This is a genomic window from Proteus sp. STS61-E, from assembly GCF_040932335.1.
Classification (GTDB): Bacteria; Pseudomonadota; Gammaproteobacteria; order Enterobacterales; family Enterobacteriaceae; genus Proteus; species Proteus mirabilis_B.
Window position 1 is genome coordinate 144455 of sequence record NZ_JBFQGE010000006.1, and the last position, 22177, is coordinate 166631.

The 22177-nt window shown below is 39.4% G+C and carries 24 protein-coding genes and 1 other RNA gene; 14 read left to right on the top strand and 11 right to left on the bottom strand.

What is annotated here, in order from left to right:
- The first annotated feature begins 516 nt into the window (after positions 1–516).
- The 3 genes from arcB (at position 517) to mtgA (ending at position 4462) form a co-directional block, all read left to right on the top strand.
- Complete coding sequence (gene arcB / locus AB4J89_RS14475; protein ID WP_088493795.1) at positions 517–2853, top strand: aerobic respiration two-component sensor histidine kinase ArcB; 2337 nt, start codon at positions 517–519, stop codon at positions 2851–2853.
- A 237-nt stretch (positions 2854–3090) separates the two neighbouring features.
- Positions 3091–3741, top strand: coding sequence for an isoprenoid biosynthesis glyoxalase ElbB (gene elbB, locus AB4J89_RS14480; RefSeq protein ID WP_311755446.1), 651 nt, complete (start codon positions 3091–3093; stop codon positions 3739–3741).
- A gap of 19 nt (positions 3742–3760) precedes the next feature.
- The gene (gene mtgA, locus AB4J89_RS14485) at positions 3761–4462 is read left to right on the top strand and encodes a monofunctional biosynthetic peptidoglycan transglycosylase (protein ID WP_088493793.1); all 702 of its coding nucleotides are present in this window, start codon (positions 3761–3763) and stop codon (positions 4460–4462) included.
- 2 nt (positions 4463–4464) lie between these two features.
- Here the strand turns inward: mtgA and AB4J89_RS14490 are convergent, their stop codons facing one another.
- Positions 4465–5355: an AraC family transcriptional regulator gene (locus tag AB4J89_RS14490; protein WP_088493792.1), complete on the bottom strand. Its 891-nt coding sequence runs from the start codon at positions 5353–5355 to the stop codon at positions 4465–4467.
- 494 nt (positions 5356–5849) lie between these two features.
- Here AB4J89_RS14490 and AB4J89_RS14495 point away from each other — a divergent pair, with 494 nt between their 5' ends.
- From AB4J89_RS14495 to ureG, 7 genes are read left to right on the top strand one after another with little or no spacing between them, the layout of a single operon-like run.
- Positions 5850–6686 (top strand): urease accessory protein UreD, encoded by an 837-nt coding sequence (locus AB4J89_RS14495; protein ID WP_368469710.1) that lies wholly within the window; start codon positions 5850–5852, stop codon positions 6684–6686.
- A 21-nt stretch (positions 6687–6707) separates the two neighbouring features.
- On the top strand, positions 6708–7010 hold the full coding sequence (locus tag AB4J89_RS14500) for an urease subunit gamma (protein ID WP_023582851.1): 303 nt from the start codon (positions 6708–6710) through the stop codon (positions 7008–7010).
- A gap of 8 nt (positions 7011–7018) precedes the next feature.
- Entirely contained in the window at positions 7019–7345 is a 327-nt protein-coding gene (locus AB4J89_RS14505; protein WP_088493790.1) for an urease subunit beta, read from the top strand.
- The gene (gene ureC / locus AB4J89_RS14510) at positions 7342–9045 is read left to right on the top strand and encodes an urease subunit alpha (protein WP_349473573.1); all 1704 of its coding nucleotides are present in this window, start codon (positions 7342–7344) and stop codon (positions 9043–9045) included. The genes AB4J89_RS14505 and ureC overlap by 4 nt, the downstream gene beginning before the upstream one ends.
- Positions 9046–9071: 26 nt before the next feature.
- Complete coding sequence (gene ureE, locus AB4J89_RS14515; RefSeq protein WP_368469713.1) at positions 9072–9572, top strand: urease accessory protein UreE; 501 nt, start codon at positions 9072–9074, stop codon at positions 9570–9572.
- A 24-nt stretch (positions 9573–9596) separates the two neighbouring features.
- The gene (locus tag AB4J89_RS14520) at positions 9597–10262 is read left to right on the top strand and encodes an urease accessory protein UreF (protein ID WP_193775130.1); all 666 of its coding nucleotides are present in this window, start codon (positions 9597–9599) and stop codon (positions 10260–10262) included.
- A 9-nt stretch (positions 10263–10271) separates the two neighbouring features.
- Positions 10272–10889, top strand: a complete 618-nt coding sequence (gene ureG, locus AB4J89_RS14525; protein ID WP_006535303.1) for an urease accessory protein UreG — start codon at positions 10272–10274, stop codon at positions 10887–10889.
- Between the two features lie 110 nt (positions 10890–10999).
- Here ureG and dolP read toward each other — a convergent pair whose 3' ends face one another.
- From dolP to AB4J89_RS14545, 4 genes are all read right to left on the bottom strand, one after another.
- On the bottom strand, positions 11000–11578 hold the full coding sequence (gene dolP, locus AB4J89_RS14530) for a division/outer membrane stress-associated lipid-binding lipoprotein (protein WP_036933029.1): 579 nt from the start codon (positions 11576–11578) through the stop codon (positions 11000–11002).
- A 9-nt stretch (positions 11579–11587) separates the two neighbouring features.
- Positions 11588–12178 carry a DnaA initiator-associating protein DiaA gene (gene diaA / locus AB4J89_RS14535; RefSeq protein WP_088493786.1) on the bottom strand — a complete coding sequence of 197 codons (591 nt, stop codon included), beginning with the start codon at positions 12176–12178 and terminating at the stop codon, positions 11588–11590.
- Positions 12179–12200: 22 nt separating this feature from the next.
- Positions 12201–12578 (bottom strand): YraN family protein, encoded by a 378-nt coding sequence (locus AB4J89_RS14540; RefSeq protein WP_088493785.1) that lies wholly within the window; start codon positions 12576–12578, stop codon positions 12201–12203.
- Between the two features lie 80 nt (positions 12579–12658).
- Complete coding sequence (locus AB4J89_RS14545) at positions 12659–14428, bottom strand: penicillin-binding protein activator (RefSeq protein ID WP_311755450.1); 1770 nt, start codon at positions 14426–14428, stop codon at positions 12659–12661.
- Positions 14429–14489: 61 nt separating this feature from the next.
- Here AB4J89_RS14545 and rsmI point away from each other — a divergent pair, with 61 nt between their 5' ends.
- Together rsmI and rnpB are read left to right on the top strand one after the other, a co-directional pair.
- The gene (gene rsmI, locus AB4J89_RS14550) at positions 14490–15368 is read left to right on the top strand and encodes a 16S rRNA (cytidine(1402)-2'-O)-methyltransferase (RefSeq protein WP_194951798.1); all 879 of its coding nucleotides are present in this window, start codon (positions 14490–14492) and stop codon (positions 15366–15368) included.
- 60 nt (positions 15369–15428) lie between these two features.
- Positions 15429–15804, top strand: an RNA gene (gene rnpB, locus AB4J89_RS14555) — RNase P RNA component class A.
- A gap of 67 nt (positions 15805–15871) precedes the next feature.
- On the opposite strand, the gene AB4J89_RS14560 is transcribed toward rnpB, so the two are convergent.
- Positions 15872–16576: a pirin family protein gene (locus AB4J89_RS14560; protein ID WP_088493782.1), complete on the bottom strand. Its 705-nt coding sequence runs from the start codon at positions 16574–16576 to the stop codon at positions 15872–15874.
- A 113-nt stretch (positions 16577–16689) separates the two neighbouring features.
- Here AB4J89_RS14560 and AB4J89_RS14565 point away from each other — a divergent pair, with 113 nt between their 5' ends.
- Positions 16690–17592: a LysR family transcriptional regulator gene (locus AB4J89_RS14565; protein ID WP_036933024.1), complete on the top strand. Its 903-nt coding sequence runs from the start codon at positions 16690–16692 to the stop codon at positions 17590–17592.
- A gap of 87 nt (positions 17593–17679) precedes the next feature.
- On the opposite strand, the gene AB4J89_RS14570 is transcribed toward AB4J89_RS14565, so the two are convergent.
- The 5 genes from AB4J89_RS14570 to AB4J89_RS14590 all read right to left on the bottom strand — a co-directional run bounded on the left by AB4J89_RS14570 (position 17680) and on the right by AB4J89_RS14590 (position 20187).
- The gene (locus tag AB4J89_RS14570) at positions 17680–18072 is read right to left on the bottom strand and encodes a DoxX family protein (protein ID WP_088493781.1); all 393 of its coding nucleotides are present in this window, start codon (positions 18070–18072) and stop codon (positions 17680–17682) included.
- A gap of 184 nt (positions 18073–18256) precedes the next feature.
- Positions 18257–18562, bottom strand: a complete 306-nt coding sequence (locus AB4J89_RS14575; RefSeq protein WP_311755451.1) for a YqjK-like family protein — start codon at positions 18560–18562, stop codon at positions 18257–18259.
- Positions 18543–18953 carry a phage holin family protein gene (locus tag AB4J89_RS14580; protein ID WP_088493780.1) on the bottom strand — a complete coding sequence of 137 codons (411 nt, stop codon included), beginning with the start codon at positions 18951–18953 and terminating at the stop codon, positions 18543–18545. Before AB4J89_RS14580 ends, AB4J89_RS14575 begins: the two co-directional genes overlap by 20 nt.
- 6 nt (positions 18954–18959) lie before the next feature.
- Positions 18960–19265, bottom strand: a complete 306-nt coding sequence (locus AB4J89_RS14585; RefSeq protein WP_088493779.1) for a YqjD family protein — start codon at positions 19263–19265, stop codon at positions 18960–18962.
- A gap of 262 nt (positions 19266–19527) precedes the next feature.
- Positions 19528–20187, bottom strand: a complete 660-nt coding sequence (locus AB4J89_RS14590) for a DedA family protein (protein ID WP_088493778.1) — start codon at positions 20185–20187, stop codon at positions 19528–19530.
- A gap of 736 nt (positions 20188–20923) precedes the next feature.
- Between AB4J89_RS14590 and sstT the strand changes: the two genes are divergently transcribed.
- Positions 20924–22177, top strand: coding sequence for a serine/threonine transporter SstT (gene sstT, locus AB4J89_RS14595; protein WP_088493777.1), 1254 nt, complete (start codon positions 20924–20926; stop codon positions 22175–22177).

Genomic DNA, 22177 nt, shown 5'->3' on the forward strand with positions numbered 1-22177 from the left:
AACTTATCGATAAATAAAAATGAGGTCAATGTATGAGGAGATTTGACTAGAATAAGATGAATAAGAAATTTTTTATTTTAATTTATTGATAAATAAATAAAATATCCTATTTTGTTAGGAGGTGGATACCTATTTTTAGTGTGAGTTATATCACTTTATTTAAGCCATTTCGCTTTATCACATCCTTTAATGATAAAAACGAGTAGTTAGTTATTCTAATGATTATAACAAATTTAGTTTTTTATTGTTTTTATACAATTTGTATAAAAAAAGACAAATTGAATTTTTTCTAATAAGGTCTATTTATCGTTGATATCGCTATCGTTTATGCAATTAGGTTTTGTATTATTTTTATGAATACATATATCGGAGAGGTTCTTGTTGAGAGAAAATAGAGGGTTAAATCAAACAAAGTAATGAGAAATAACCACTCTTAGCAAGATTTCTGAATGTTCGCCACTGCGCCAATTCATTTTTGGGTTATCATTCCATAGATTCAATATATTGGAGTTTTCAATGAAATTGCTCAAAGGGCTTGCCCAATACTACGTTGACTTAATGATGAGGCTGGGGCTAATTCGCTTCTCATTATTGTTGGCTTCTGCATTAGTTGTTTTAGCGATGGTTGTTCAAATGGCGGTGACATTCTTGCTTGCAGGTGATGTTACCAGTATTGACCTTGTTCGCTCTATTTTCTTTGGGCTGATTATTACGCCTTGGGCTGTCTATTTTCTTTCTGTTGTGGTTGAACAACTTGAAGAGTCACGACGCCGTTTATCTCGTATGGTGGATAAACTGGGTGTAATGCGACAGCGCGACTTAGAGCTTAACTCTCAATTAAAAGAGAATATTGAGCAATTAAACTTGGAAATTCAAGAGCGTGAAAAAGTTGAAAAAGCGCATCTTGAACTACTCGAAAAACTAAAAAGCGAAATGAAGCGTCGTGAATTGACGCAAATCGAGCTTGAACAACAATCCTCACTTTTACGATCATTCCTCGATGCCTCTCCTGACTTAGTTTATTACCGTAATGAAGATAATGAATTTTCAGGGTGTAACCGCGCGACAGAATTACTAACAGGTAAAAGCGAGAAGCAACTTATCGGTTTAACACCACTTGATGTGTATGACGAAGATATTGCGATAAAAGTGATGGAAACAGATGAAAAAGTCTTCCGTCATAATGTGTCACTCACTTATGAGCAATGGTTAGTTTATCCTGATGGGCGCAAGGCTTGTTTTGAACTGCGCAAAGTGCCGTTTTATGATCGTATTGGTAAACGTCATGGCTTAATGGGCTTTGGACGTGACATTACAGAGCGTAAGCGCTATCAAGACGCGTTAGAGAACGCGAGCCGTGATAAAACCACCTTTATCTCAACAATCAGCCACGAATTGCGTACACCGCTAAATGGTATTGTTGGATTAAGCCGTATTTTATTGGATACCGAGCTTTCGCCAGAACAACTCAATTACTTAAAAACCATCCATGTGAGTGCGATTACGTTAGGGAATATTTTTAATGACGTGATTGAAATGGATAAAATTGAGCGTAGAAAAATTCAGTTAGATAACCAGCCAATTGACTTTACTGAATTTATTTCTGATTTAGAAAACCTGTCTGGACTGTTAGTACAGCCAAAAGGATTGAAATTCACACTGGAAGCAGAAGAAACGCTACCGCATAAAATAACCTCTGATGGAACTCGATTACGCCAGATCTTATGGAACCTTATCGGTAATGCCGTGAAGTTTACCCAAGAAGGCGAAATCAAAGTACGTATTTGGCAAGAAGCGCCAGATAAGTTGTTCTTTGAAGTGAAAGATAGCGGAATTGGTATTCCAAAAAGTGAGCTGGAGAAGATCTTTGCCATGTACTATCAAGTCAATGATAGTCAAGGTGGTCGTTCTGCAACGGGAACGGGTATCGGACTTGCTGTCTCAAAACGCCTAGCACAGCATATGGGCGGTGATATTCGTGTTGAGAGTGAGTTAGGTAAGGGTTCTACCTTTACTCTCTCTATCGTCGCTCCTGCGATTGAAGAGCATCACGATATCGAAAATGATGATGAGCTCTTATTACCAGCTTTAAATATTCTGCTTGTGGAAGATATTGAGCTAAACGTAATTGTTGCTTGCTCTGTTTTAGAAAAACTGGGCAATACTGTTGATGTAGCAATGACAGGGCAAGAAGCGTTATCGATGTTTAAGCCTGATGAATATGACTTAGTGCTATTAGATATTCAATTACCGGATATGACAGGATTCGATATTTCAAGAAAATTACGTCAAGAATTCGACAGTAATGAACTACCTCCTCTTATTGCTTTAACAGCAAATGTTTTGAAAGACAAAAAAGAGTATTTGGATGCGGGAATGAATGATGTGCTAAGTAAACCACTTTCTGTGGATGCACTTACCGCGATTATCAATAAATTCTGGGGTGATGGTGCGGTTTCTGTACCATGTAATGAGTCATCGGAATTGTTGAATAAAAATGAAGAATTATTAGATATAGACATGCTGAATCAATACATCGAACTTGTCGGACCTCAATTAATCACTGATGGTCTAGATGTTTTTGAAAAGATGATGCCAAGTTATATGTCAGTCCTTGAATCTAACCTAACAGCTCGTGATGAGAAGGGGATTTCTGAGGAGGGACATAAAATTAAAGGTGCAGCGGGTTCTATTGGTTTAAAACATTTACAACAACTCGCTAAACAGATCCAATCATCAGAATTACCTGCTTGGTGGGACAATGTGCAAGAGTGGGTGGATGAGCTAGAAAGAGATTGGAGAAAGGATGTGGAAAGTTTAAGAAACTGGTTATCAGACACTAGAAAAAAATAACCCCAACCGAAGGTTGGGGTGCGCGAATACTGCGCCAACACCAGGGAAACTTTTCTATCCGCTTTTTTTGATTCTCATTACATAGGCGAATAGGATGAAACTATTCCATACATCATACAAGCAACAAAATAGCAAAGATAAGTTTTTTTGTTACAAGAAACATTTAAATATGTGATGCCGATTGGTGTTTACACCTATAAATGGGTAACTAGTAATCTACTACAAACGGAGAAAGATATGAAATCAATTGCGGTAATTTTAAGTGGCTGTGGTGTGTTCGATGGGAGTGAAATCCATGAATCAGTGCTCACAATGCTTGCTTTAAGCCAAAATAATGCTGAGGTTCATTATTTTTCACCTAATGATTTACAACCAACTGTAATTAATCATATTACAGGGGAAGAAAAATCAGAAAAAAGGAATATGATGGAAGAATCTTCTCGTATTTCTCGTGGAAAAATATCCCCTTTATCAGAGGCAAAGGCTGAAAACTTTGATGCTGTCATTATTCCTGGTGGTTTTGGTGCGGCGAAGAATTTATGCAATTTCGCAACAAAAGGGAGTGACTGTGAAATTAACAAAGATCTCTTAAGATTTGTACAAGCGATGCATCAGCAAAATAAACCATTAGGACTAATATGTATTGCACCTGTAATGTTACCAAAAATGTTAAATTCTCCAGTAAAATTAACAATTGGAAATGACGCAGAAACAGCACATGCAATCGAAAAAATGGGTGGCATCCATGTGGATTGCCCTGTTGATGATATTGTTGTTGATGAAAAATATCGTGTTGTCACAACTCCTGCGTATATGCTTGCACAATCTATTGCACAAGCACAGGTAGGTATTGAGAAACTGGTTAAGAAAGTCCTTGAGATGGCATAAATAGTAGGTAAAACAGCAGATGGTACTGGTGAGAAAGTTAAAGAAACTATTAATTATTTTAATTGCTTTATGGCTGTTAACAGTTGTGCTGTTTTCTTTTTTACCTGTACCTTTTTCTGCTGTTATGGTTCAGAGACAAATTTCTGCTTGGAGTGAGTTTGATTTCTCTTATGTATCACATTCCACTTGGGTGAGTGAAAAAGAGATAGCATCAGTGATGTATTTAGCCGTGATTGCTTCTGAAGATCAAAATTTTCCCAAACATTGGGGCTTTGATTTTGATGCTATTGAGAAAGTTTTCAAAAAAAATCATAACAACGGGAAAACATTACGTGGCGCATCGACTATTTCTCAGCAAACGGTCAAAAATCTTTTTTTATGGGATGGTCGTAGTTGGATAAGAAAAGGGCTTGAGACGGGAATGACGCCCGTTGTCGAGCTTATTTGGTCAAAAAAGCGTATTTTAACTGTATACCTGAATATTGTTGAGTTTGGTGATGGGATCTTCGGTGTAGAGCAGGCTTCCCAACACTATTTTAGAAAGCCAGCGAAACAACTCACAAGTCATGAGGCTGCACTATTAGCCGCAGTATTACCTAATCCGCATGTTTATCACGTAAATAAACCTTCTGCTTATACTCTAAAGCGGCAACAGTGGATCTTAAATCAGATGCGGCTAATGGGGGGAATTAGCTTCTTAAAGAAAAATAATTTGTCATAACTCTATAAGGTTTGAAATATCTTTCTATTAGGCTCAGCAATCTTCTCTGATAGTTTTGTTATCGCAGAGGGATCGTTAGATTGGCGAGACTGAATACGAAATTGTGAAGGCGTCATGCCGTATTTACGTTTAAAAGCATCGCAAAAATAGGCATTACTGCCAAAACCACAGCGATGACTTATTTGAAAAACAGAGTAATTGGAAAATGTCAGGTAATTTAAAGCAATCCCCATTCTGACATCCAGTAATAGCTGGCAGAACGAGACACCTTCTTTACTTAAATGCCGACGTAACGTTGATGGTGTTGTGAAAAGCGTTTTAGCCACATCTTCTAAATGCCATTTTCTTTGCGGATCTTGCGTAATTAAATGTGTAATTGCCTGATTTTTAGGCTCATCATAGTTAAATCGGAAGATATTTAAAATATCGATACCTTCTTGATACACCGCCATCAAAATAAAAAATAAACATTGCTGCATAAACATGGTTTCTTGAGATGGAGAGCCATGTGGAAGTGGTAAGCACTGTTTTAAAATTCCAAAATTGCTTTTTATCACTTCAGGAGTCGATAAATGGTAAGCAGGAAGGTGGCTTGTTAGTGGTGAACTAGATTTAATTAAAGGCTTTAGTAAAGAGAAAACAGATTGAAGCTCTGTTTCACATAAAACAAGAGTGTGCAGTTCAATCGATTTATGCGTAAATTGGCTGACTATATCGCAAGAGATTTGACTATATTTCGGAATAATAAGCGTTAAATGGCTAGATACATCAATAGTTTGCCCATTGATGCAAATCGTACCTTTTGCGCCACTAACCATCGCTATCATCGGGTTTTCGATGTAAAACGTTTTTAAAGACATTTGGTTAGAGGACAGGATATGTTTGTATTCCATGATCTCCGATATACCGTAGGCAAGTTAAGCATTAATCTTGCTTAAATGAACAATACTCAAAATTAGCTCATTTGTTGTATAAACTGATAAGCCACGTCTAGAATAATAAATAGAGAGATTATTCTAATTTAAATTAGTGTTGTCATGCAAAGCAGAATGAGAGTGAAGCAGAATATAATCTTGTTGGTAAAACATGACAATATAGATATCTGCTCATTTTTTACATTTATTTTAAACAGTGTCATTTTTTCTAAATAAATTGTTATTTATTCAAAACGCATTTTTCGTAATAAGGTGTAGAATCGCGCGTCACAGACGAAGGAGATTATCCTGTTCTTAGGATATCACTGTTTGTCTTTTATCCACACCCTATCCAACATTCATTAGCTTATTTTCTATTTGATTTTGAATGACTCAATCTTATGGATAGCGCTGTATGTATTCACGTATTTTCCTGATTTATTGATAATTTTGCCGAGTTGGCAGGAGTGAGTATGTCTGACTTTTCAGGGAAGGGTTGGCTTGCTGAAATCGTTTTACGTTATGAAGTAAAACGAGAAATAACACGTCTTACAGAAAAGCGCCATATCGGCCCATTAATGGTTCAGCGTCCTTTTTATCCTGAGCAAGGTATTGCACACACTTATTTGCTTCACCCCCCTGGTGGTGTGGTTGGTGGCGATAACCTATTGATTAATATTGATGTGCAACCCCAAGCACATGCATTGCTCACAACACCCGGAGCCACTAAATTTTACCGTAGTGCTGGCGGTGTTGCTCGGCAAGTTCAAACCTTAAAAGTGGCAGATAATGGTTTTTTAGAGTGGTTACCTCAAGAAAATATCTTTTTTCCTGAAGCCCAAGTTCGCTTAGAAACACATATTTATATTGCACCTACTGCCAGATTTATAGGTTGGGAAATCCAATGTTTTGGTCGTCCCGTTTTAAATGAATGGTTTGAAGATGGCAATGTAAAAGGACGTTTAAATTTCTATATTGATGAAAAACTGACATTAACTGAGTCGCTTTTTGTCGATGGTTTACAAAAAAGATCGGCTGCCATGCGTGAGTTTCCGATGCTGGGATCACTTTATATTTATCCCGCAACGGGCGAATTAAAAAGCCTTATTCAACAAAGTATCGAGGCTTTCTCAGCTTCTTACGATCATAATGTCGAATATGGTTTAACGGATGTAGACAGTATTTTAGTTTTACGGTTATTAGGCTCGCAAACAGAGCCGATGATGGCGTGTTTTGCTCAAGTTTGGCAAACCGTCAGACAACACTGGTTAGGGTATTGCCCTGAGCCGCCTCGTATATGGGCGACATAATCGTTAATTTTAGGAGCAGAAATGGAATTAACACCAAGAGAAAAAGATAAATTACTGCTTTTTACAGCGGGTCTTGTTGCTGAAAGACGTTTAGCGAAAGGGCTCAAGCTTAATTATCCTGAAGCGGTTGCACTTATCAGTTGCGCCATTATGGAAGGGGCGAGAGAGGGTAAAACCGTTGCCCAATTGATGAGTGAAGGGCGCACTGTTTTGACGGCGGAGCAAGTCATGGAAGGTGTGCCAGAAATGATCAAAGACATCCAAGTGGAATGCACATTCCCAGATGGTACAAAACTTGTTTCTATTCATGATCCTATTGTGTAGGTAATAACATGATACCCGGTGAAATTAGAGTTAACCAAGCATTAGGCGATATCGAACTTAATGCAGGTCGAGAAACAAAAACAATACAGGTTGCCAATCATGGCGATAGACCCGTGCAAGTCGGCTCTCATTATCATTTTTATGAAGTGAATGAGGCGCTGAAATTTGAACGAGAAGGCACATTAGGTTTTCGTTTAAATATTCCAGCGGGCATGGCGGTTCGTTTTGAACCGGGTCAAAGCCGTACGGTTGAATTAGTGGCTTTTGCTGGAAAGCGTGAAATTTACGGCTTTCATGGCAAGGTGATGGGTAAATTGGAGAGTGAGAAAAAATGAAAACTATCTCACGTCAAGCTTATGCAGATATGTTTGGCCCAACAACGGGTGATCGTCTGCGATTAGCCGATACTGAGCTTTTTCTTGAAATTGAAAAAGACTTCACCACTTATGGCGAAGAGGTCAAATTTGGTGGCGGTAAAGTTATTCGCGATGGTATGGGGCAAAGTCAGGTCGTCAATGCTGAATGTGTCGATGTGCTTATCACAAACGCCATTATTTTAGATCATTGGGGTATCGTAAAAGCAGATATCGGTATTAAAGATGGTCGCATTGTGGGTATCGGTAAAGCGGGTAATCCTGATGTTCAACCTAATGTGGATATCGTTGTGGGACCTGCCACAGAAGTAGTTGCGGGTGAAGGCAAAATTGTTACTGCTGGTGGCGTTGATACGCATATTCACTTTATCTGCCCTCAACAAGCACAAGAAGGTTTAGTGTCTGGTGTCACCACGTTTATTGGTGGTGGTACAGGACCCGTTGCAGGAACAAATGCAACCACAGTAACGCCGGGTATTTGGAACATGCACCGCATGTTAGAAGCCGTTGATGAATTACCTATCAATGTGGGTTTATTCGGTAAAGGTTGTGTGAGTAAACCTGAAGCGGTTCGCGAGCAAATTGAAGCCGGTGCTATTGGTCTAAAAATTCACGAAGACTGGGGCGCAACACCAATGGCAATTCATAACTGCCTTAATGTTGCCGATGAAATGGATGTGCAAGTCGCTATTCACTCTGACACCTTAAATGAAGGTGGTTTCTACGAAGAAACTGTAAAAGCGATAGCAGGTCGTGTGATCCACGTTTTCCATACAGAAGGCGCGGGTGGTGGGCACGCACCTGACGTAATTAAGTCAGTTGGTGAGCCGAATATTCTACCTGCTTCCACTAATCCAACAATGCCTTATACCATTAACACTGTTGATGAGCATCTTGATATGTTGATGGTTTGCCATCACCTTGATCCGTCTATTCCTGAAGATGTGGCTTTTGCTGAATCTCGTATTCGCCGTGAAACCATCGCAGCAGAAGATATCTTACATGATATGGGTGCTATTTCTGTTATGTCGTCAGACTCACAGGCAATGGGACGCGTAGGTGAAGTTATTCTTCGTACTTGGCAATGTGCGCACAAAATGAAATTACAGCGTGGCACATTAGAAGGTGATACCGCTGAAAGTGATAACCATCGCATTAAGCGTTATGTGGCGAAATACACTATCAATCCTGCTTTAGCACATGGTATTGCACACGAAGTCGGCTCTATTGAGAAAGGTAAATTAGCGGATCTGGTTTTATGGGACCCAGCTTTCTTTGGTGTGAAACCAGCGTTGATCATGAAAGGTGGCATGGTGGCTTATGCGCCAATGGGTGATATTAATGCGGCTATTCCAACACCTCAGCCTGTGCATTATCGTCCAATGTATGCTTGCTTAGGTAAAGCGAAATATCAGACGTCGATGATCTTTATGTCAAAAGCGGGTATCGACGCAGGTGTACCTGAAAAACTAGGCTTAAAGAGTTTAATTGGTCGTGTTAAAGGCTGTCGTAATATCACTAAAGCTTCGATGATCCACAATAGTTATGTGCCACATATCGAGCTTGATCCTCAAACCTATATTGTGAAAGCTGATGGCGTGCCATTAGTGTGTGAACCTGCAACGCAATTACCAATGGCACAACGCTATTTCCTCTTTTGATTAGTGTTTTACCGAGACTGTAGAGAATGAAAAGATTTACTCAACTTATTGATAAGCAAAAAGCACTTCAAATAGTAACGCCAGAAACACAGGCTCTTACTTTATGCCTAACGATGGATGAAAGAACCAAAAGTCGTTTAAAAGTGACGTTAAGTGATGGGCAAGAAGCAGGGCTATTTTTGCCTCGCAGTACGGTGCTAAAAGAGGGTGATATCTTACTGTCAGAAGATAATACGCTAGTCACAATTGAAGCGGCAAAAGAGCAAGTTTCAACAGTATATAGTGACGATCCGCTGTTGTTGGCTCGTGTTTGTTACCACTTAGGTAATCGTCATGTTCCATTACAAATCGAAGCGGGTTGGTGTCGTTATTTTCACGATCATGTTTTAGATGATATGGCGAGAGGTTTAGGTGCCAATGTGGTTGTGGAGTTAGAGAAATACCAGCCTGAGCCGGGCGCTTATGGTGGATCGTCAGGTGGTCATCATCATCATCACTCTCATGACGATCATCACCATCATCACTAATTATTTGAACAAGGGAGCTTATTGATGCTTGCAGATCTACGCTTATATCAATTAGTCAGTCCTTCTTTACCAGTGGGATCGTTTACTTATTCTCAAGGGTTAGAGTGGGCGATTGAAAAGGGCTGGGTTTGTTGTCCTCAAACATTAGCGGACTGGCTAAGTACCCAAATGGCCGGCACTTTAGCAACGTTAGAGCTCCCTATCTTACGGCGATTACAAGAAAATTTGGCTCAAGCCAAAATGAGTGAAGTGAAGTATTGGTGTGATTTTATTGTCGCAAGCCGTGAAACTAAAGAGTTGCGACAAGAAGAGCGCCAACGAGGAATTGCTTTTGCTCGTTTACTTCCTCAATTAGATATTGAGTTAGATGAAACCTTACAAGCTTGTGTAAAACAGACACAACTCATGGCATTTGCGTTAGCTGCCGTGAAATGGAATATTTCTGCTGAAAAGTTATGTTGTGCTTACGCTTGGGGTTGGCTTGAAAATACGGTGATGTCAGGAGTAAAACTGATCCCTTTAGGGCAAAGTGCGGGACAGAAACTATTGTTTACATTAGCAGAGCAGATCCCTGTAATTGTTGAGCAATCCGCACATTGGCCCACTGAAGATATTGGAAGTTTTACACCTGCGCAAATTATTGCCAGTAGTCGCCATGAAACACAATACACTCGACTTTTTCGTTCATGAGAAATCTATATGCAAGAATATAATCAACCACTCCGTATTGGTGTTGGTGGCCCTGTTGGATCAGGAAAAACGGCACTGTTAGAAGTTCTTTGTAAAGCGATGCGCGACACCTATGAAATCGCGGTTGTGACTAATGATATTTATACTCAAGAAGATGCCAAGATCTTAACGCGTGCTGAGGCATTAGATGCGGATCGTATTATTGGTGTTGAAACGGGCGGTTGTCCTCATACTGCTATTCGTGAAGATGCATCAATGAACCTTGCCGCGGTTGAAGAATTAGCAATGCGCCACAAAAATCTTGATATCGTTTTTGTGGAAAGTGGTGGTGATAACTTAAGTGCGACATTTAGCCCAGAGCTTGCTGATTTAACCATTTATGTGATTGATGTGGCTGAAGGGGAAAAAATTCCACGTAAAGGTGGTCCCGGTATTACACACTCAGATCTATTAGTCATTAATAAAATCGATCTGGCACCTTATGTTGGCGCATCATTAGAAGTGATGGAAGCAGACACCGCAAGAATGCGTCCAGTGAAGCCTTATGTTTTCACAAATCTAAAAGAAAAAGTCGGCTTGGAAACTATTATCGATTTTATCATCGATAAAGGCATGCTAAGACGCTAATAGCTTGCTGAGTAAAGGTGAGTTTTAATCGAGAAAGAAACAGTCAGTATCGGTCATTTTATAAAGACCGATACTGTCAGGATAATATAAAAACGATATTAGTAATCAGATTAGTTAAGGTAGGTAAATGCAGTGGTTACTTTTACTACACCTTTGGTTTCACTGGCAATTTTCGCAACCGCGGCCCCTTCTTGGCGAGTCAAAATACCAAATAAGAACACTTCACCATTTTCAGTGATCACTTTTACAGAAGAAGATTTTACTGAATCACTGCCTAAAATCTGAGAGCGAACTTTGGTTGTTAACCATGTATCTGAAGATGCTGTACCTAATGTCACAGGCTCGCCTTGGCGCACTTCGTTGTAGACGTTATTTACGCCTTCAACCTTACTTGCAACTTGTTTTGCAGTATTCGCAACAGACATATCAGGGCTTTGACCGGTTAACAGGATATTGCCTTGATAAGCCGTAGCTACGATACGTGAATTGCTTTTCTTGATCTGTTCGTTTTTGTTTAGAGCACCAGAAACACGTGCTTCCAAAGTACCATCGTCAACTTGTTGCCCTAATGAGCGAGGATCGGTTGCAGTTTTACCCGCAACTGCGGCAGTGCCGACAACCGCTGCGCCGATACAACCTTGCAGTAAAAGTGCAGAACACAGCACTGCGGTGATAGGAAGCAATTTCATAGTAACTCCTTAGTCATCCTGATGTGGGAATAATGTATTATCAATTAAATCACAGAGACAATTGACTGTTAGCATCTGAACTTCCTGTATTCTGACGGTGCGTTGAGATGGAATACGAATTTCAACGTCTTGAGGGCCTAATAATCCGGCAAGCTCTCCGCCATCATAGCCTGTTAATGCAACAATGGTCATATCTCGTGTAACAGCGGCTTCAACGGCTTTAATAATACTTCTACTGTTACCGTGAGTTGAGATAGCAAGTAGCACATCTCCAGCTTGTCCTAATGCACGCACTTGTTTTGCATAGATTTCATCGTGCTGCTGATTCCCCATAATTGCAGTCATCACAACGCTATCTGTGTTTAACGATAATGCAGGTAAGCTTGGGCGCTCTGTTTCAAAACGATGGATCATGCTTGCGGCAAATCGCTGTGCTGTTGCTGCTGAGCTACCGTTTCCACAGCTTAATACTTTATGGCCGTTTAACAAAGATTGAACCATCATCATGGCGGCTCTGGAAATGGCATCTGGTAATGCTTCTGCTGCTGCAATTTGAGTTTGAATACTCTCTGTAAAGCAGACTTTGATTCTATCAAGCACGTTAAGACCTATATAATCTAATTTAACGAATAAATTCCGTATAATCGAGAATGTTTTTTAACCATATTAACTGGCGTTGATTAAATGCACAAATATCAAAACGACAGTCTGATGTCTCGATGCTTTCTTGGCGTTGTGCTAACCAACATTTTGCTGTACGCCATAAGCGACGCCGTTTTGAGGTGGTAATAGAGCTTATTGCATCACCAAATAAGATGTTACGTCTAAAACGAACCTCAACAAATACCCATGTCCTCTTTTCCTGCATAATAAGATCAATTTCTCCACAGGGAAATCGGACATTACGCTCAATCAATACTAATCCTTGTTGGCGCAAATATTTTAGCGCTTTTTGCTCATAGTATAGCCCTAAAAAATAAGGGCTTTTAGAAAAAATCATCCATGATTTCCTTCTTTATCTCACTCATAAAATAAACCGCCATTATGGCGGTTTATTTTAATGATAACTAAATGCGTGTATTACTGTGCAACAGGTTCAATCTTACCTTGTTTAAATTGCATCCAAGGAAGTTGTCTATAAACAGTACAGTTATTTTCAACACGTAATGAGCCTGAAATACCATTAAAACGCAATGTGCCTTTTGTCAGATCATTGTAATTGTTTGCTAATGACCATGCATCAATTCCCATAGCATAAAGACGCATTAATGAGTAATCGTTCGCAAATTTGCTTGATGCTTTTTGCATTAACGGCAAATTAGCGCCAGTCATCAATGGAATATCACTAAACTGAATACCATCCATTTCCATACGGAAATCAGGACCTGTTCCACCTTGGTTACTGCGTGAACTCACATAAATTGGTGGACGTTTTTGGGTGCTGATTGCCATATCAATCATTGGCTTAATTAAGGTTAATTCATCGCTAGTCGCAATGATATAAACAGAATCAATGGCACCACCTGCTGATGGAATAGATTGAGTCTCTAATGGTAAAGGTGCATTAGCCGTTGGTAGAACAGGCGTACCTGTCATGCGAATACCTACACCACGGTTGATAGAGGCTTTTAAGCTTTCAACAGAACTAAAAGTTTGTTGTAAAACGGTGCCACCACCAGTGCGTTGCCACTCATCAGCAAATGTTTGTGCCATTCTTTGACCAAATTTATTATCAGGAACAATAATTAATGGATTTGATTTTTGTTGCTGACGTAAATGTTGTGCCGCATTACGGGTTTCATCTTCTGGTGAAAGAGAGAAGAAACAAACGGTTGTTGCTGAAGGAACACTGTCTAATTCATTTAATGCTAATACAGGTAAGCTACTTTGAAGTTCAATCGTCTTCATGACTTCAGGTTTTAGCAGAGGGCCGACAATTAAGTTAGCACCATCTTGCTGTACTTTCTTCAGTAAAACGTCGATAGATTGGCTATTGGTATCATAAACAATCACTTGGCGAGAGTTTTGTGCAACAGGATCTAAGCGTAATGTCGTATCACCAGAAAATGTTGAGCTCTCTTTTTCTTGATCTTGAGTCGCTGGCGTATTTTCTGTTGTTTCTTTTGCCGTATCTGTTGTTGCTGTATCAGTTGTTGGTGTTTCAGTATTTTTGATACCTAATTCTTCTAAAATTGAATTAAGGCTATCGTCATTTTTAGGCGCTTGTGGCGCTGGCATTGCTTGAGGCTGTGGTAAACCACTTTGCGCATCAAGGAAGCCTTGACGAATAGCTTCACCAAAAACTTTTGCTTGCCCAGTTAAAGGTAACAATAATGCGATTTGGCTACTTGCACTCACAGAAGGCTGTGAAAGACGTAATAATGATGCTGGAAGTGTTAATGCAGCTGGATTACGAGGATAGCGAGTTTGCCACTCTCTGACCGCTGTTGATAACTTATCAGCATCGTCTTTGTTGTATTCATAGGTATTCAGTAAGTCTAACCAACCTTGCAGCGTATTTTCATCTGCTTTGATAACAACACCACGGCGTTGTTCTGGTGTAAGTTTGGTTAGCGTGAGCCATGTATCATCAATATTTTTCTGATGCAGTTGAGGATCAGTAATTAATGTTTCTAACCCAATATAGGCTCTAATAACATCTAAAGATGCCAGCCCTTGAGCGTCATCAATCACTTTTTGAAATTGTTTCATCTCCATTTCTGCTTTTGCAGCGGGAGTGAGAGGTTGTTCTTGTTGCCCCGTCAGGGTACAACCTGACATAATCAGCGCAGAGAGTATCGCAGTATAGGATAAACCTGTTTTAAAACGCACAAAAATTGAGGAAAGCATACTGTACCCAGTGATGTTTTATAATTATGCTCAATTTTAAATCGGTCATTCGGAATAAACAATGAATCAACCTAATCGAGCAGCGGTAACGACATCCACACTGTACATAGTACCCACACCTATTGGTAATCTGGGCGATATCACCCAGCGGGCACTTGATGTGCTGTCTCATGTCGATTTAATTGCTGCAGAAGATACCCGTCATACAGGGCTTCTATTACAGCATTTTGCCATTAACGCACGTTTGTATGCGTTACATGATCATAATGAACAGCAAAAAGCAGATCAATTAATTAGCAAATTACAACAGGGGCTAAGTATCGCATTAGTCTCTGATGCAGGTACACCATTAATTAACGATCCTGGCTATCATTTAGTCAATCAATGTCGTAAGAATGGCATAAATGTCGTGCCATTACCCGGCGCTTGTGCAGCTATTACGGCACTGTCTGCGGCAGGGCTTCCTTCAGATCGTTTCTGCTACGAAGGCTTTTTACCTGCAAAAACCAAAAGTCGTCAGGACTGTTTACGTGCATTATCAGAAGAGCCTCGTACATTGATTTTTTATGAATCAACACATCGGCTGTTAGATAGTTTAGCTGATATGGTGACAGTTTGGGGTGAAGATCGCTATGTAGTATTAGCGAGAGAGCTCACAAAAACGTGGGAAACTATTCAAGGCATGCCTGTTGGTGAATTACTTAAATGGGTTCTTGAAGATGAAAACCGCCGTAAAGGTGAAATGGTATTAATTGTTGAGGGTTATGACAAACCTGTTGATGACGATTTTTCTCCAGAAGTATTACGGACATTGGCGATTTTACAAAAAGAGTTACCACTGAAAAAAGCAGCCGCAGTCACTGCTGAAATTTATGGTGTGAAGAAAAACGCACTCTATAAGCATGTCATTGAGCAAAATGGTGAAGCTCAAGACGAGTAAAGTGATTTTTTAGCTTCTTTTGCTATACATTTTCTACCAAAATCCCTATAATCCGCACCCTGAGTTGACTAGACAACCGCTGCTTTATCGTTGTCCCTTCGGGGGAGACGGATAGAGGGGAGGAAAGTCCGGGCTCCACAGGGCAGGGTGCCAGATAACGTCTGGGAGGCGCGAGCCTACGACAAGTGCAGCAGAGAGTAAACCGCCGATGGCCTGTTTACAGGATCAGGTAAGGGTGAAAGGGTGCGGTAAGAGCGCACCGCGCAACTGGTAACAGTTTGTGGCATGGTAAACTCCACCCGGAGCAAGACCAAATAGGGGTTCTTATGGTGCGGCCCGCATTGAACCCGGGTAGGTTGCTGGAGCCAGCGCGCAAGTTCTGGCCTAGATGAATGGTTGTCCACGACAGAACCCGGCTTAACGGTCAACTCACCTCATAAAAAACCCTCGATTCACATTGTGTTTCGAGGGTTTTCTGTTTTTAAGCCCATCTAAATTGATTATCACGAGATAATATCAATAAATAAGCCACGAAACTCAGCCGAGCTTTTCAATGTAATACTCTGGCTATCTTGAATAAAAGCCCCATCACCACACTGAATTTGCCCATTTTCTTGTGTTGATGTTTGCAAATAGGTGCCACCTTTTATGGATTGCAAAAAGCCTTTCTGTCCTTTTATTGGCAGTGTAATTTCATCACCTGCTTGCAAATGAATATGATAAAGCCAGATGGTTTGCCTTAACATTAACGAGCCATCATCACCGGTAGGTGAGGCTAATAATTGATATTTTAAATTTTCATCTAATACCAATTTTTGTGAGGCGACGCTTTCTTGTTGTGGACACGCATTTAACCACAACTGGATACGAGTTAATGGCGTATCAGGACTACTGTTTTTCTCTATATACGTATCAGTATTATGCGGTGAAATAAGTAAGCACTCATTTTCTTTTGCCGTTACTGTACGCCCCATATTATCAAGGTATGTTGCTTCCCCTTGAAGAATAAGGTTAACCACATCCACATGAGGATAGGTCTTTGCTTTAAATTCAGAATTTGGGGCAAGCACTTCTTGGTTGAGTACTCTTAGCGTGCCATAGTCTAAAAAATGAGGGTCAAAGTAGTGGCCAAAGGAAAATGTGTAGCGAGCTTGTAGCCAACCATAATCCGCTTTACCACACTGTTGTGCTGTTCTGTATTTTATCATAGCGGTATTTTTCGAGTAGATTATCAATATATTTATCATAGAGGTATGGACTGTCTATTGTTAGCAAGTTAATCTGGTGCCTATAATCAAATTATTTGATAGAGATAAGTATAATGAGTAAAGACAAAGCAATTACGTTGGAATCTTTACGAGTCATGGATGCCATTGATCGTAGAGGGAGTTTTGCAGCTGCGGCTGATGAACTAAATCGAGTTCCATCGGCACTCAGTTATACCATGCAAAAATTAGAAGAAGATTTAGATGTTGTCCTTTTTGACCGTTCTGGCCATAGAACTAAATTTACCAATGTTGGTAGAATGCTTCTTGATAGAGGGCGCATATTACTTGAGGCTGCTGACAAATTAACGTCAGACGCAGAAGCCTTAGCAAGAGGCTGGGAGCCACATATCACTATTGTTTGTGAAGCGCTCACTCCTGCATCTCGACTCTTTCCGTTGGTCGATAAATTAGCTGAAAAATCCAATACGCAACTCTCTTTAGTAACCGAAGTCTTAGCGGGCGCTTGGGAAAGCTTAGAAAGCGGTAAATGTGATATTGTGATTTCACCCGATATGCATTTTCGTACTTCGTCTGAAATCAACTTTCGCCCTTTATACAATACCACCAGTGTTTACGTTGCCAGCCCAGATCACCCAATTCATAACGAACCAGAGCCATTAGCAGAAGAAACTCGCTTAAAATATCGGGGTATTGCGATTGCAGATACCGCAAGAGAGCGTCCTGTATTGACAGTATTGCTGTTAGATAAACAGCGCCGTTTGACGGTCAGTTCTATTGAAGATAAACGCCGAGCATTAATTGCAGGTTTAGGTGTGGCGACAATGCCGATTGATTTAATTGAAGATGATATCAAAGAAGGGCGTTTACGTGTTGTTGGCCCTGAATATCACCATGAAAATAATATTATTATGGCATGGCGAAGAGATAGTATGGGCGAAGCTAAATCGTGGTGTCTGCGTGAAATACCTAAACTCTTTGCAAGCGATAAAAAATAATTAAAAAAATATAAATAATGAGTAAGTTTTATTTTAAGCAAACAAAAAAGATCCCCTAGGGGATCTTTTTTATTTCTAAATTCGTTATTACCAGTTTTTATTGAAAATACGATCTAAGCTCCATTTACCCGGGCCTGTCACAACCAGTAATAAATATCCGCCTGCAATTGTCATGTTTTTCATAAACATTAATTGGTTCATGCCTTCAGCAAAATTACTGTGGAACAGTAATGCGGTTAAGAGAGTAAAGACCGCGGTAAAGATTGCTGTGGTGCGAGTTAAGAAACCAAATAAGATGGCTAATCCACCGCCTAATTCTAATAAAATAGTTAGTGGTAATAAGAAACCGGGAACGCCCATTGCTTGCATATATTGCTGTGTACCTTCGTAACCACCAATTTTTCCGTAGCCTGCGCTGATAAATAAAATCGGCATTAAAATACGGGCAACTAATAACGCAATGTCTTCAAATTTTTTCATGATGTTTATTCCTAATTAAACTCTATTATCTGCAATGTATATCTGTTTATATTTGTATTTTCGTTGGTTAATTTTCTATTTTTAGAATTAATAACCACGGCTACGGTGTGAGATATACAATAATGGCAAATTGAAAAAGAGGATATTAAGAAGAATTAACATTCTTAGACAAAAAAATTGATGTTCAATCTGAGGTTTTTTTGAATGACTTCTGTATTGCTCGAATGAGGCCAATTGCACCGATGGCACGTTGTCCTAACCGTATGATTTTTTTAGGATGTTTAATACTGTAAAGCGAGATAACACTAGCACCGACTAGAAATACGGGTTTTAAAGAGACTAACATTCGCCACGCTTTATCATAAGGTTCTGTCACATCAAGCCAAGTTTGTGTGCTTTGCCCTAAATCAGAGCGCTGTTGCTGAATTTTATTCAACAACAGCTTTTTACGTCTTGCGAGGATCGCTTGTTTATTTTGTCTGTTCATCATGATATTGCTCCAAAAGACGTTTATCTAATTCCAATTGCTGGCGAGTATCGCCCAACAAGGTGGAATTTCGTGCTTTTCTTAATGTCATGATGGCACCAATCAGTGCACAGAAAAGTAAAGTAGCGGTTGTGATGGCTAAAGCATAGACTCGATATTCAGGTGGAATAACCCAAAAAATCAGTATAAGCAGGCTCATTAGGCCAAAGGCAGTGAGTAACAGTGTGACACCAGCCATTAAAATAAGCTGGATCAGGGTCGTTTTTTCTTCTTCCAGTTCAATGGCGATTAGCCGTAGGCGAGTTTCAACCATGCCTATCATAATCGCGCCAATTTTACTGAGAGAATTCAGAACCCCGGATGCGGGGCCCTGTGGTCTTTGAGTATCACTCATTATAAATTAGCGTTTTGCTAGTAGAACACCAAGAACAACACCAACAGCCGCACCAATACCGACACCTGTCCATGGGTTTTCACGAACATAGTTATCCGCTTTTCCGGCAATTTCTTTGGTGTTATCGACAATTTCTCGACCTGCATCGCTAAGTTTTGCACGAGAGCCTTTTATCGCCGATTCTGCTTTTGCACGCAGGCTTTGGATTTCTTCTTTGGATTTATCTGCAGAGGAGTTCAGCACTTCTTCTAGAGTATCAGCAAGAGATTTTAATTCACCGCGCAGATCTTCATTTGAACGTTGATGAGACATAATTAACTCCTTTAATAGAGATAGATGTGATACTTATAACAATAGACTAATTTTACCGCTTAATGAAATTAAATAACGACTTATTGGTAAAAAAAAGAGATAAATCTTAATAGATATCCGCAGTTAAAAGAGTGAGAGGGGGTTAAGGCGAGTGTATAGCGAAATAAAATAAAGGCCTGTTCAATTAAATGAAACAGGCCTTTGTCATTTTTTCTTACTGCTTTTTATGGTAGTCGGAATATCTTTATATTATTTGAATATCTTACACTTTCGCTTTTTTCTTTTTAATAACAACCCAGATGCTACCAATTAATCCCATCACCAATAGGCAAACAGGTAATAGCATAAGGATATTCATTAAATGGTGTTCGTACTGACGAAATAGTGGGCTGTTACCTAATATATAACCCAATGTGGTCAGTATACCGACCCATAAAAGTCCACTTAACCAATTGAAAATTTGAAAGCGAGTATTATTTAACCCAGCAAGGCCGGCAATTGTTGGTAACAATGTTCTAACGAACGCTAAAAAGCGACCAATAAGTAATGCAGCTAAGCCATGACGATGAAAAAGCCCATGTGCACGTTGGTGATAATGTTCTGGTAGATGCGATAGCCAACTGCGTACTAATTTCGTATTACCAAGCCATCGCCCTTGAAGATAGCCCAACCAACAACCTAGGCTCGCTCCTGCGGTCAAAATAAGTAAGGTCAATGGAAAATCCATTGTATCTTTAGCAATTAACACGCCCACTAAAATTAATAAGCTATCTCCTGGTAAGAAAGCTGCGGGCAATACTCCGTTTTCTAGGAATAGTATGGTGAATAATAAAATGTAGATAATCCATATTAATGAAGGATTAGCTAAGGTTTCGTAATCTTGATGCCATAGCGCCAAGAATAGCTCTCTTACGATTTCCATATAAAAGGCTTCCTAAAACTGAGTCATTTGGGGGTAAATATAAAATCAATAGGTGTTGTAATCTATTTACCCGTTTTCTACTTCATAGGGTCTATTTTTCATTGTTTAAAACAGCAACACTCTAACAAAATCAGGAAAAACTAGACAGAAAATTTTTCAACTCGATGACTACACGAGTTACACATAGGTATTGAGTCTTCAAAAATAGACATCTAATCTCTTTTTGAGTTCAGAGTAGGGAATTTTTTAAAAGAAAACCTTAAGACAATGGATAATAAAAAACGGCGTTTCATGTCTTATTTAGATGATAAAAGATAAATTTTTAATATTAATTGAGAGAAAATAAAACGTTATCTTGTTTATATTGTTCGTCTTTTACTGTTTATTATTTATTCAAAATAAGGGTGATTAGAGCGGATAATTGTTAGTTATAATGTTAACAAAAAAGACTATCAGTTGATTAAAAAAACCAAAAAGAAAAGAAATAAAATAAAAAGTAAGTAAGATAACGAAGTATAACTTACTGATAATAATAATTTCTTTCATTTCGCGTTGGTATACTAAAAAGAACAAAATCCTATTATGATCACAGTTATGTTATTTTATTGTTAACAAAAACGGTTAATGCTGTATATTTTGCATAATCAGCTTTTCAGCGCGATTCAATTCCTTATACTGGCATTGCAAACACTCAATAATGCCTTTTTTAAATATTATTTTAAGTAATGGAATAGCTATGGATAAACAACAATCCAGAGTCTTCAGCCTGTTCTTTAAGGGAAGCCTCGTCAAACAAATACTCATTGGTTTAGTTGCAGGGATCTTACTTGCTTGGTTAGCACCAGAAGCTGCCAAGATGATGAGCTTACTAGGTACCCTGTTTATTAGTGCATTGAAAGCTGTAGCACCTATCTTAGTATGGGTACTGGTTATGGCTTCGATTGCTAATCACCGTCAAGGGCAAAAATCGAATATTCGCCCAGTATTAATATTATATCTGTTAGCAACGTTCTTTGCTGCGTTAACCGCAGTTGTTGCAAGCTTTATGTTCCCATCTGTTTTAACGCTGGTTGTTAATGAATCACAACTGTCACCACCTGAAAATATTGCTGAAGTGCTTAAAGGCGTATTAATTAATGTGGTTGCAAACCCTGTTGATGCACTTATCAATGGTAACTATATGGGTATTCTAGCGTGGTCTATCGGGCTGGGCTTAGCATTACGCCATGCAAAAGATACCACTAAAGCCTTAACGCAAGATTTAGCTGACGCAGTAACGAACGTAGTACGTGTTGTTATTCGTTTAGCACCTATCGGTATTTTTGGTTTAGTGTCATCAACTATCGCAACAACAGGCTTTGAAGTTCTCGCAGGTTACTTACAAGTTCTTGTGGTACTACTTGGCTGTATGCTGTTTGTTGCTTTAGTCGTGAACCCATTGATTGTATTTTGGAAAATTCGCAGTAATCCATATCCATTAGTGTGGGCATGTCTGCGTGAAAGTGGTGTAACAGCCTTCTTTACACGTAGCTCAGCAGCAAACATTCCTGTGAATATGGCAATGTGTCGTCGTATGAATTTAAACGAAGATACTTATTCTGTTTCAATTCCATTAGGTGCAACCATCAATATGGGTGGTGCGGCGATTACTATCACTATTTTGACATTAGCCGCAGTAAATACACTGGGTATGCCTGTTGATGTACCAACGGCATTGTTATTAAGCCTTGTTGCTGCAATTTGTGCATGTGGTGCATCGGGTGTTGCTGGTGGTTCTTTACTGTTAATTCCACTGGCTTGTAGCATGTTCGGTATTAGCAATGATATCGCTATGCAAGTGGTTGCAGTAGGTGTGATGATTGGTGTATTACAAGATTCAGCAGAAACGGCACTTAACTCATCAACAGACGTTCTCTTTACTGCAACAGTCTGTATTGCTGAAGATAATCGTATTTCAGATAATCCATTAACTGAAAAAAATAATGGGTAA

Bases quoted from the DNA above. Each gene is read 5' to 3' on its own strand.
- AB4J89_RS14575 (WP_311755451.1), bottom strand. From the start codon at position 18,562: ATGATGAACAGACAAAATAAACAAGCGATCCTCGCAAGACGTAAAAAG.
- mtgA (WP_088493793.1), top strand. From the start codon at position 3,761: ATGGTACTGGTGAGAAAGTTAAAGAAACTATTAATTATTTTAATTGCT.
- AB4J89_RS14545 (WP_311755450.1), bottom strand. From the start codon at position 14,428: ATGCTTTCCTCAATTTTTGTGCGTTTTAAAACAGGTTTATCCTATACT.
- dolP (WP_036933029.1), bottom strand. From the start codon at position 11,578: ATGAAATTGCTTCCTATCACCGCAGTGCTGTGTTCTGCACTTTTACTG.
- arcB (WP_088493795.1), top strand. From the start codon at position 517: ATGAAATTGCTCAAAGGGCTTGCCCAATACTACGTTGACTTAATGATG.
- AB4J89_RS14560 (WP_088493782.1), bottom strand. From the start codon at position 16,576: ATGATAAAATACAGAACAGCACAACAGTGTGGTAAAGCGGATTATGGT.
- AB4J89_RS14500 (WP_023582851.1), top strand. From the start codon at position 6,708: ATGGAATTAACACCAAGAGAAAAAGATAAATTACTGCTTTTTACAGCG.
- AB4J89_RS14495 (WP_368469710.1), top strand. From the start codon at position 5,850: ATGTCTGACTTTTCAGGGAAGGGTTGGCTTGCTGAAATCGTTTTACGT.
- AB4J89_RS14570 (WP_088493781.1), bottom strand. From the start codon at position 18,072: ATGAAAAAATTTGAAGACATTGCGTTATTAGTTGCCCGTATTTTAATG.
- ureG (WP_006535303.1), top strand. From the start codon at position 10,272: ATGCAAGAATATAATCAACCACTCCGTATTGGTGTTGGTGGCCCTGTT.
- rsmI (WP_194951798.1), top strand. From the start codon at position 14,490: ATGAATCAACCTAATCGAGCAGCGGTAACGACATCCACACTGTACATA.
- AB4J89_RS14585 (WP_088493779.1), bottom strand. From the start codon at position 19,265: ATGTCTCATCAACGTTCAAATGAAGATCTGCGCGGTGAATTAAAATCT.
- elbB (WP_311755446.1), top strand. From the start codon at position 3,091: ATGAAATCAATTGCGGTAATTTTAAGTGGCTGTGGTGTGTTCGATGGG.
- ureE (WP_368469713.1), top strand. From the start codon at position 9,072: ATGAAAAGATTTACTCAACTTATTGATAAGCAAAAAGCACTTCAAATA.
- AB4J89_RS14565 (WP_036933024.1), top strand. From the start codon at position 16,690: ATGAGTAAAGACAAAGCAATTACGTTGGAATCTTTACGAGTCATGGAT.
- AB4J89_RS14490 (WP_088493792.1), bottom strand. From the start codon at position 5,355: ATGGAATACAAACATATCCTGTCCTCTAACCAAATGTCTTTAAAAACG.
- ureC (WP_349473573.1), top strand. From the start codon at position 7,342: ATGAAAACTATCTCACGTCAAGCTTATGCAGATATGTTTGGCCCAACA.
- sstT (WP_088493777.1), top strand. From the start codon at position 20,924: ATGGATAAACAACAATCCAGAGTCTTCAGCCTGTTCTTTAAGGGAAGC.
- AB4J89_RS14540 (WP_088493785.1), bottom strand. From the start codon at position 12,578: ATGATTTTTTCTAAAAGCCCTTATTTTTTAGGGCTATACTATGAGCAA.
- AB4J89_RS14520 (WP_193775130.1), top strand. From the start codon at position 9,597: ATGCTTGCAGATCTACGCTTATATCAATTAGTCAGTCCTTCTTTACCA.
- AB4J89_RS14580 (WP_088493780.1), bottom strand. From the start codon at position 18,953: ATGAGTGATACTCAAAGACCACAGGGCCCCGCATCCGGGGTTCTGAAT.
- AB4J89_RS14590 (WP_088493778.1), bottom strand. From the start codon at position 20,187: ATGGAAATCGTAAGAGAGCTATTCTTGGCGCTATGGCATCAAGATTAC.
- AB4J89_RS14505 (WP_088493790.1), top strand. From the start codon at position 7,019: ATGATACCCGGTGAAATTAGAGTTAACCAAGCATTAGGCGATATCGAA.